The organism is Aliiroseovarius sp. (assembly GCF_030148435.1).
Lineage (GTDB): Bacteria > Pseudomonadota > Alphaproteobacteria > Rhodobacterales > Rhodobacteraceae > JASBTN01.
Map to the genome: position 1 here is coordinate 1 of NZ_JASBTN010000004.1, position 9,164 is coordinate 9,164.

10 protein-coding genes are annotated in these 9,164 nt (G+C 62.6%); 7 read left to right on the forward strand and 3 right to left on the reverse strand.

Going from position 1 to position 9,164, the window contains the following annotated elements:
- From Q1V43_RS01380 to Q1V43_RS01390, 3 genes are all read right to left on the reverse strand, one after another.
- A partial coding sequence (locus Q1V43_RS01380) for a glycosyltransferase (protein WP_300513171.1) occupies positions 1-1,454 on the reverse strand: 1,454 nt, incomplete at its 3' end.
- The gene (locus Q1V43_RS01385) at positions 1,451-1,951 is read right to left on the reverse strand and encodes a hypothetical protein (protein WP_300513173.1); all 501 of its coding nucleotides are present in this window, start codon (positions 1,949-1,951) and stop codon (positions 1,451-1,453) included. The genes Q1V43_RS01380 and Q1V43_RS01385, both read right to left, overlap by 4 nt.
- Complete coding sequence (locus Q1V43_RS01390; RefSeq protein ID WP_300513175.1) at positions 1,929-2,864, reverse strand: NAD-dependent epimerase/dehydratase family protein; 936 nt, start codon at positions 2,862-2,864, stop codon at positions 1,929-1,931. Before Q1V43_RS01390 ends, Q1V43_RS01385 begins: the two co-directional genes overlap by 23 nt.
- 290 nt (positions 2,865-3,154) lie before the next feature.
- Between Q1V43_RS01390 and rfbC the strand changes: the two genes are divergently transcribed.
- The 7 genes from rfbC to Q1V43_RS01425 form a co-directional block, all read left to right on the forward strand.
- Positions 3,155-3,721 (forward strand): dTDP-4-dehydrorhamnose 3,5-epimerase, encoded by a 567-nt coding sequence (rfbC, locus tag Q1V43_RS01395; protein WP_300513177.1) that lies wholly within the window; start codon positions 3,155-3,157, stop codon positions 3,719-3,721.
- Position 3,722: 1 nt separating this feature from the next.
- The gene (rfbB, locus tag Q1V43_RS01400; RefSeq protein ID WP_300513179.1) at positions 3,723-4,763 is read left to right on the forward strand and encodes a dTDP-glucose 4,6-dehydratase; all 1,041 of its coding nucleotides are present in this window, start codon (positions 3,723-3,725) and stop codon (positions 4,761-4,763) included.
- Positions 4,696-5,457 carry a sulfotransferase family 2 domain-containing protein gene (locus tag Q1V43_RS01405; protein ID WP_300513182.1) on the forward strand — a complete coding sequence of 254 codons (762 nt, stop codon included), beginning with the start codon at positions 4,696-4,698 and terminating at the stop codon, positions 5,455-5,457. The genes rfbB and Q1V43_RS01405 overlap by 68 nt, the downstream gene beginning before the upstream one ends.
- A gap of 140 nt (positions 5,458-5,597) precedes the next feature.
- On the forward strand, positions 5,598-6,452 hold the full coding sequence (gene rfbD / locus Q1V43_RS01410; RefSeq protein WP_300513184.1) for a dTDP-4-dehydrorhamnose reductase: 855 nt from the start codon (positions 5,598-5,600) through the stop codon (positions 6,450-6,452).
- Positions 6,449-7,318 (forward strand): glucose-1-phosphate thymidylyltransferase RfbA, encoded by an 870-nt coding sequence (gene rfbA / locus Q1V43_RS01415; protein WP_300513186.1) that lies wholly within the window; start codon positions 6,449-6,451, stop codon positions 7,316-7,318. Before rfbD ends, rfbA begins: the two co-directional genes overlap by 4 nt.
- A 16-nt stretch (positions 7,319-7,334) precedes the next feature.
- Positions 7,335-8,456, forward strand: coding sequence for an NAD-dependent epimerase/dehydratase family protein (locus tag Q1V43_RS01420; protein ID WP_300513188.1), 1,122 nt, complete (start codon positions 7,335-7,337; stop codon positions 8,454-8,456).
- Between the two features lie 111 nt (positions 8,457-8,567).
- On the forward strand, positions 8,568-9,164 hold a 597-nt coding region (locus tag Q1V43_RS01425), incomplete at its 3' end, for a hypothetical protein (RefSeq protein WP_300513190.1).

Consider the following 9,164-nt stretch of genomic DNA (forward strand, 5'->3'; position numbering starts at 1 on the left):
TGCCCGGCATAGGCGTCATCATCAAAGCCGGTCGCGCCCTGAAACCTGACCACCTGGGTGCCGAACGCCATGGCGTCGAACACCACATTGGGCAACGGGTCCAGCCGCGAGGACAGGAACATGACATCGGCGGCCCGGCAGACATCGTGGTAATAGGGACCTGCAGGCAGGAAATGCAGGCTGCTGCCCGGCCTGTTGGCCCCGGCCTCGCGCATGTGTTTGTCGAGCCAGACGCCGAAATAGACATCTTCATGGTTCAGCCCGTCGCCGATCCAGACAAAGACCGTGTCGGGGTCCGTCTGGCGCAGGGCCTGGGCCGCCATCACGAAAAGATCGGTGCCCTTGCGCCATTGCGCATGGCCGGCACCGATCACCACCCGTTTTCCGTTCAGGTCCAGCCCGATCAGCCCGGCCAACCGGTTTCGAGCCTGTTGATGGGCCTCCGCCGACACGTCCCCCAGGCGCAACTGCTGTTGCGGGATGACAATGGAATCGTGCGCGGTATCGAAGTCGAGATCGGAGAAGATGTTGGCCCAGGTGTCGCGTACGGGCCGTGATGAGAACACCAGGAGATCGGAAAAAAGCACCGTGAAGATCGATTTATAGGCGGGCAGGGTATATTCGGCATATTCGTGCAGGTAGCTGGCAAAGGGGATGTCGCGGCTGATCAGAACCTTGGTGAAGAGGTAGCATTCGACCGAATTCAGAATGGCAAACTCGACCGCCTGCAGGGCCGGGTGCCTGAAATGCGGCATGTCTTCGGCGGGGCCCTCGCTGAGGATCACCACGCAAGCCTGCTGGCGGAACTCCTCGAACAGTTCCCCCCCCCGCAGGGCGCTCACCACGATGTTATGGTGATCAGCGGCTTCGCGCACCATATCAAGCCCGACCACCGGCGCGCCGCTTTTCGAGCATTCATGCACGCAGATCATGCAGGTGGGTTTGGCCGGGTCAAACTCTTGGGCACCGTCATGTTCGTTGTCGCGGATGTCGCGCAGGGATTTGCGCCCTTCCTTGACCCCGTGCAGGATGAAATGCAGGAAAGGCGGCATGCCCGCCTTGGCGATATCGGGATAGATCGCCAGGTAGTAATCCTCGGAGAAATCCGAAATTCGCCCGTCCAGCGGACTGCCAAGCGCGATCAGTTCGAAGGCCAGTTCGCAGGCTCCATCCTCGCCTGCGGCAATCAGGGCCGACAACTCGGGATCGATGACCAGCCCGGCAATCCGGGCGTTGATGTCGGGCGTGGCGCGCGCCGCCCACTGATAGCGGTTGCCCGGGCGCCCTTCGGCCCGGCCATGGGCCCAGAAATGTTCGCCCAGATCCATCCCTGAGGCGAGCAGATCGGGGTATTGTGTGGCATAGAAATCAGGGGAAAACCTGAAGTCGGGTCGGGCTTCGGACAAGCTGGTATCGGCCAGGAAATCCGTCCATAGGTTTTGCAGTCGTGTCACGCGTCGGGTTCTTTCCAGATGAAATGCTCTCGGATGGCCTCAACCGCCCCGTCAGTGAATTCGTTGGGAATATCGGGAACCAGATTCCGGATGAAGGTGATGAACAGGGGGTTGCTGACGATATTCTCGCCAAGCAGCAATCGCGTCAGGCCATTGTCCGCAGCGCGGTCATCCGCAACCAGGAACGGATCCTCGGTCACGGCCTCCATCTGCCGGTCGATATTCGCCTTTGTGGACGGGGTTTCCAGGAAAAGCAGCGGGGACGCGAACAGGTCGGGGGTGTAGCGCCCCCTGAACAGGGCTTGGCGAAGCGCGCTCAGCGAACTGACCGGTGCGGTCAGGAAATCGAACAGCACGAATCGGTCCTGCGCGGCGGCCAGGGCCGCGCGATCAAACCCGTGACCAGGCAGCAGCAGCAGAAAACGGGGGCCGGGCCAGGCCATGAAGGCCGGCGCGCGCGCCAGGGCGTCCTTGTTATTGCTGGTGGTTATGAACATGTCTCTCGCCGATCAGTTTACGCAATCCGGACTCCAGCGCAGTTTGCGGCTGCCAGTTCAGGACGTTGCGCGCACGGTGGCAATCCAAAACATTGGACTGCACATCATGCAAGACCGGTTCATTGAACTTTATCAGGGTTTTCCCGGTGATCTCCTCCATTATCGCGATCAGGTCATTCAGGCTGGTGCCGATGCCGCTGCCGATATTGAGGATTATCGCGCGCCGGTGCTGCATGTTCAGGGCGATCGTGCGTGTCACCGCATCGCACAGATCCGACATCTCGATATAGTCGCGTTCGGCGGTGCCATCGCCGATCACTCGGAACGGGCGGTCCTTCTCGATCCGGTTCAGGAGAATCGGGATCACGCCTTGCTGCGGCTTTCTGACATGGCTGCCATAGGGGTTAGCGACGCGCAGGATGACCAGTTCGAACCCATGTGTCTGCGCCATGTGAATGAACGCCCGCTCCAGGCACAGCTTGTGCAGCCCGTAGAAACTCTTGGGATTGGTCGGATGGGTTTCGCGGATCGGAAGTTCCAGAGTGTCGCCATAGATTGCCCCGCCTGACGAGAAGAAGATGAGCCGCCCGCACCAGCCGCGTTCCAGCATCCGCTCCAGCATGTCGATATGCGGCAAGATGTGGTCGCGGGACAGCTCGGCGAAGTTCCGGAATTCCTGCCGCGGGTTGGCCAGGCCCGCGCAATGCACGATGGTGGCGTCCGGGTCCCCCGGTTCCAGCCATTTGGCATCGAACAGATCGGTCACGCCTTTCTGACCCGGATGGCCCGCAGGCAAGGTCGGGCAGGGCGTCCGCCCCACGGCAAAAACCCGCCTATCGCCCGCCGTCGCGAAGTGTAACGCCAGCGAAGAACCAATTACGCCAGACGCGCCAGTTATGTAGATCGCTCTCATGATGGCCTGACCCCGTACCTAAAAAAAATCGGTATATTATCAAAGAGTTCCAAAAAAACAACGCCGGGTGGTGGCTTTGGAGTTTTGCAATACTGCCTTGCAGCATTTTAACTGCTTTGACTACCCGTGCAAGCCACATCGGCCAGAGAACGGCCTTGCTTCCGGAGAGAGCCCCCGGCCCCTGCGGGGTGGGGCCTTTTTATTGTTGCTTCCCCCGTGACTGTGCAGACGCGTCTTGATAGACACAGCACGAATTCCACATGCGTCCCTTCGAATAGGCTGTTTTCTTCGTGCAGATCGACGACACTCCCCTCTCCGGCGTCAAGGTTCTGACGCCTGCCCGGTTTGGCGACGTCCGCGGGTTCTTCAGCGAAAGCTGGAACCGGCAGACCTTGGCCCAACATGGGCTCCACTATGATTTCGTGCAGGACAACCATTCGCTTTCGGCCGAGATGGGCACCGTCCGGGGCCTGCATTTCCAGGCCCCGCCGAATACCCAGGACAAGTTGGTGCGTTGCGGGCGCGGACGGCTGTTCGATGTGGCAGTCGATATCCGCAAGGGATCACCCACCCATGGGCAGTGGTTCGGCATCGAATTGAGTTTCGAGAACGGTCGCCAGCTGCTGGTTCCCGCCGGGTTCCTGCATGGCTTCATCACCCGCGAGCCCGATACCGAGATCATTTACAAATGCACCGATTTCTATGCCCCCGAAAGCGATGGCGCGGTGCGTTTCGATGATCCAGATATCGGCATCGACTGGAATATGGGCGACGTGACCCCGATCCTGTCGGAAAAGGATGCCGGAGCTCCCCTGTTCCGGGATTTAGACAGCCCCTTTGTCTGGGAAGGATCGTGACATGAAACTGCTTGTAACCGGCGGCGCCGGCTTCATCGGCTCGGCCGTGGTGCGCTTGGCCGTGGCGCGGGGTCACCAAGCCGTCAATCTCGACGCGCTGACCTATGCCGCCTGTCTCGACAATGTCGCTTCGGTCGCCGACAGCCCGAATTACACCTTCGAAAATGCCGATATCCGCGACCGCGCGGCGCTGGACAGGGTCTTTGCAGACCATAAGCCTGATGCGGTGATGCACCTGGCCGCTGAGAGCCATGTCGACCGCTCCATCGACGGGCCGGGTGATTTCATCGAAACCAACATCACCGGCACCTTCAACATGCTGGAGGCCGCCCGCAAGTACTGGAGCGACGCCGGCAAGCCGGCAGGCTTTCGCTTCCATCACATCTCGACCGACGAGGTTTTCGGATCCCTAGGCGCGGACGGGCAATTCACCGAAACCACGCCCTATGACCCGCGCAGCCCCTATTCGGCCTCGAAGGCCGCCAGCGATCACCTGGTGCGGGCCTGGGCAGAGACCTACGGACTGCCGGTGGTGCTGACCAACTGCTCGAACAATTACGGCCCCTACCATTTCCCCGAGAAACTGGTGCCGGTGGTTATCTTGCGGGCGCTGTCGGGCGAGCCGATCCCGGTCTATGGCGCGGGCGAGAACGTGCGCGACTGGCTCTATGTCGAGGACCACGCCGATGCGCTCTTGCTGGTGCTGGAAAAGGGACAGGTCGGTCGCTCCTACAATATCGGCGGTGAGAACGAGGCGAGGAATATCGACATCGTGCGCACGATCTGCGCCATCCTCGATGCGAAGCGGCCCAAGAACCACGCCTATGCCGATCAGATCAGCTTCGTGACCGACCGCCCGGGCCATGACATGCGCTATGCCATCGACCCCTCCCGGATCGCGGGCGAACTCGGCTGGCACCCGTCGGTGACGCTGGAGGAGGGGTTGGAAAAGACCGTGCAGTGGTATCTGGACAATGAAGACTGGTGGCGCGCGCTCCAAGCGCGTGACGGGGTGGGCGAACGGTTGGGGAAAACAGCCTGAGCGCGCATCGTTTTTGCAGGAAGGAACATCAACATTGCCAATCGCACGTATCGGATCGGGCCTGGTCTATTTCGCGCATGTCCCCAAATGCGCGGGCAGCGCCATGGAAGATTACCTGGCCGAACGCTTTGGCCCCTTGGCATTCAACAACCGGGAGCACTACAAGGCACGGAGAGCCTGGAGTAAGACATCGCCGCAGCACATAGCGGCTGACGATCTCGAACGCCTGTTTCCGGACGGGTTTTTCACGGCGTGTTTTGCCCTGGTGCGCCACCCCCTGACGCGCCTGAGATCGGTGTTCAAATTTCAGCGCGATTGGGAAGATCGCATCCCGCCGGAGACCGGCTTTGCCGACTGGCTGAAGACCCTGCCCGATGTCGGATTTCGCCGCAGTTACGCATTGGACAATCACATGCGTCCAATGGCGGAACTCGTGCCCGAAGGGGCCCGCGTCTTCCACATCGAGGATGGCCTGCAGGGCGTGATCGACTGGCTCGATGAACTGGCCGGCGGGAGCGATGGCCCGCGAACGGTTCCCATAACCAACACCTATACCAGTCTCATGCAGACCGCCGGAAAGTCGGAGCAGGAGGTTCCGGTTACCGAGGAACAACGGGACCTGGTGGCCAGGCTCTATGCCAGGGATTTCAGACGATTTGGCTACGACCCGGCCGACATCCCCGGCGAAGCCTAGGCGCGCTGCCGACCGACAGGTCACGATCAAAAGAAGGAACGGCCCGGCGATGCATTCGACGGATAGAGAGTGCAAAAGATAACCTCCGCCTCCAAACCCGAAAGGCGGTCAGCCACAATCAGGAACCGGAAAGACATGTCATGACCATCCTCATCTTCGGCAAGACAGGCCAAGTGGCACGGGAGTTGCAGGCGCAGGCGGATGTCATCGCCCTGGGCCGCGCCGAGGCCGACCTGACCGACCCCGCCGCCTGCGTCGCGGCCATCCGCGCCCATGCCCCGGACGCGGTGATCAACGCCGCCGCCTACACCGCCGTCGACAAGGCCGAGAGCGACGAGGCCACCGCGGCTCTGGTCAATGGCGATGCCCCCGGCGCGATGGCGCGGGCCTGCGCCGACTTGGGCATTCCCTTCGTCCATATCTCCACCGATTACGTCTTCGACGGCTCCGGCACCGCGCCCTGGCCGGTCAATGCGCCGACCGGGCCGCTCGGGGCCTATGGCCGCACCAAGCTGGCCGGCGAAGAGGCGGTGCGCGGGGCAGGGGGCACGCATGCCATCCTGCGCACCTCTTGGGTCGTCTCGGCGCATGGCAGCAATTTCGTGAAGACCATGCTGCGGCTCGGGGCCGAGCGCGAGGCCCTCACCATCGTCGGCGACCAGGTCGGTGGGCCGACGGCGGCGGTCGACATCGCGCGGGCCTGCCTGGAGATCGCACGCCATCTGGCCGCCGATCCGTCCAAATCCGGCACCTATCACTTTTCCGGCGAACCGGATGTCTCCTGGGCCGGTTTCGCGCGCGAAATCTTCACCCGGGCCGGGATCGCCTGCTCAGTCACCGACATTCCGAGCGCTGATTACCCGACGCCGACCGCCCGCCCTGCCAATTCACGGCTGGACAATACGCTAACGGCGGCGGTCTTCGGCCTAACGCGCCCGAACTGGCAGGCCGGTCTTGCCGATATCCTGAAAGATCTCGAGGTTCCAACACAATGACGAAACGCAAGGGAATCATCCTGGCGGGAGGCTCCGGCACCCGGCTCTACCCTGTCACGCTTGGCGTATCGAAGCAGCTTTTGCCGATCTATGACAAGCCAATGGTCTATTACCCGCTCTCGGTGCTGATGCTGGCAGGTATCCGCGAGATCGCGGTGATCACCACCGAACAGGACCAGGCGCAATTCCAGCGCACCCTGGGCGATGGCAGCCAATGGGGGGTCGAGCTGACCTATATCGCGCAGGCCTCGCCGGACGGGCTGGCGCAGGCCTATCTGCTGGCCGAGGATTTTCTGGACGGCGCCGCCTCCGCCATGGTTTTGGGTGACAACATCTTTTTCGGCCATGGTCTGCCCGGCCTGATGGCAAGGGCTGACGCGCAGGCGCAGGGCGGCACCGTTTTCGGCTACCACGTGGCCGACCCCGAACGCTATGGCGTGGTCGATTTCGATGCCGAGGGCAATGTGAAGGCGATCATCGAGAAACCCGAGGTGCCGCCCTCGAACCATGCGGTGACCGGGCTCTATTTCCTCGATGGCACCGCGCCAGAGCGGGCTGCCCGGGTCAAACCGTCGGCCCGTGGCGAGCTTGAGATCACCTCGCTTCTGGAAAGCTACCTGGACGACGGCCTGCTCAACGTGCAGCGCATGGGGCGCGGCTATGCCTGGCTCGACACCGGCACCCATGGCAGCCTGCTGGACGCGGGCAATTTCGTGCGAACGCTGGAGAAGCGCCAGGGCCTGCAGACCGGCAGCCCCGATGAGATTGCGTATAACCAGGGGTGGATCTCGGCCGATGCCATGGCCGCGCGCGCGACCCTGTTCCGCAAGAACGACTATGGCGCCTACCTGGCAGGCCTGCTCTGATCGAAGGACGGATATTGTGACCACAGATACGCGCATCTCCAATCCCCGGATTCTGATCACTGGTGGGGCTGGTTTCATCGGATCGCGCCTGGCCGCCGCGCTGTCGACGGCGGCCACGGTGACGGTCTTCGACAATTTCCACCCGCAGGTGCATGACGGTAATCCCGAGAACCGGGACCGGCTGGCGCGCCACGCAATCACCGTCATCGAAGGCGATATTCGTGATGCAGCGGCGGTGGCGGATGCGGTGGCGCGCACCCGCCCGCAGATCATCTACCACCTGGCCGCCGAAACCGGCACCGGGCAATCCTTCGACCTCGTGACCCGCTACAATGACGTCAACGTCATGGGCACAGCCTATCTGATCGACGCCATCCGCGCCCATGCGCCGGACCTGACCCGAGTGGTCCTGGCCGGCTCGCGCTCGGTCTATGGCGAAGGTGCCTGCGTCGATGCCGAAGGCCGGCCCACGCCGGCAGTCGAACGGCTCGACGCCGACCTGGCGCGCGGTGATTTCGCGCCCAAGGACCGCGCGGGCCGAGCCCTGACGCCGGTGCCGACCGACGCCACCTGCGTGGTGGCCCCGGCCTCGATCTATGCCTCGACCAAGCTGATGCAGGAATACCTGCTGTCGCAGGCCTTCTGGGGCAGCGATATCGCCGTCGGCATCTTACGCCTGCAAAATGTCTACGGGCCGGGGCAGTCGCTGAACAACCCCTATACCGGGGTGCTGTCGATCTTCACCCGCCAGATCGTCGAAGGCAAAACCCTCAACATCTACGAGGATGGCGAGATCACCCGCGATTTCGTGCTGGTCGATGACGTGGTCGCCGCGTTCGCCGCCATGGGCCTGGTGCCTCGGATGCCGCGCGAAATCATCGATATCGGCTCGGGCGAGCCGGCCACCATCCTTGACGTCGCCCGACGGCTGCTCGGGCTTCTGGGGGTCCCACAGGACCGTTACACCATCACCGGCGCCTACCGCCCCGGCGACATCCGCTACGCGGTGGCCGATATCACCCGTGCCCGGGACGCGCTTGGCTGGCAGCCCTCGAAGTCCCTTGGCCAGGGTTTGGAGGCGCTGGTCGATTGGTCGTCCGAGACGATGGCTGTGGCCGGCGCTGGGCAGGAGGCCTGATCCACCCGCAAACGAAAATCGTAACAGAGCGCAAGACAGGCCTTACCGCCGGCCCTCCGGACCTTTACGAGGTGATGGCCGCGACACCGACCTTCAGGTAGAGAATCCATCATGATTGTCATGCATATCGGCCCGCACAAGACGGCCACGACCTATATCCAGCACAATTTCCGTGTCGCCCGACCCGCGCTGGAGGCGCGCGGCTGGACCTATCCCGAGCTTGGCACCGAAGGCCTGCCGGGGCATCACGACATGGCCCATGATGCGTGGCGCTATGTCGGGCCCGATGCCGAAAAGGGCCCGGATCTGGTCGACCTGGGCCGCACCGCCCGCGCGCAGGGCCGCAACCTGGTGTTTTCGGCGGAAGGGTTCTGCCGCTGGTCGCCGCCCAAGCTGGACGGATTTTCCAACGCGCTCGAGGCGGAGCAGCTCGATCTGGTCTATGTCGTGCGAGATCCGCTGGACATCTTCTATTCCTACTGGGCCGAAGAGGTGAAGCAGGGCCATTCCTGCAGTCTTCCGGAACGCATCGCCGAAAACTTCAACGACCCGTTTTCCTCCCGGCTGCTGAACCCGCTGATCGACCTGAGCGGGTTCATGCGACAGGAAAACACCCGCCTGCATGTGGTGCCCTACGAGGCGCTGCGCAGTCTCGACATCGATATTTTCGAACATATTTGCGAAGCGGTCCTGGGGCTGCCTGACATC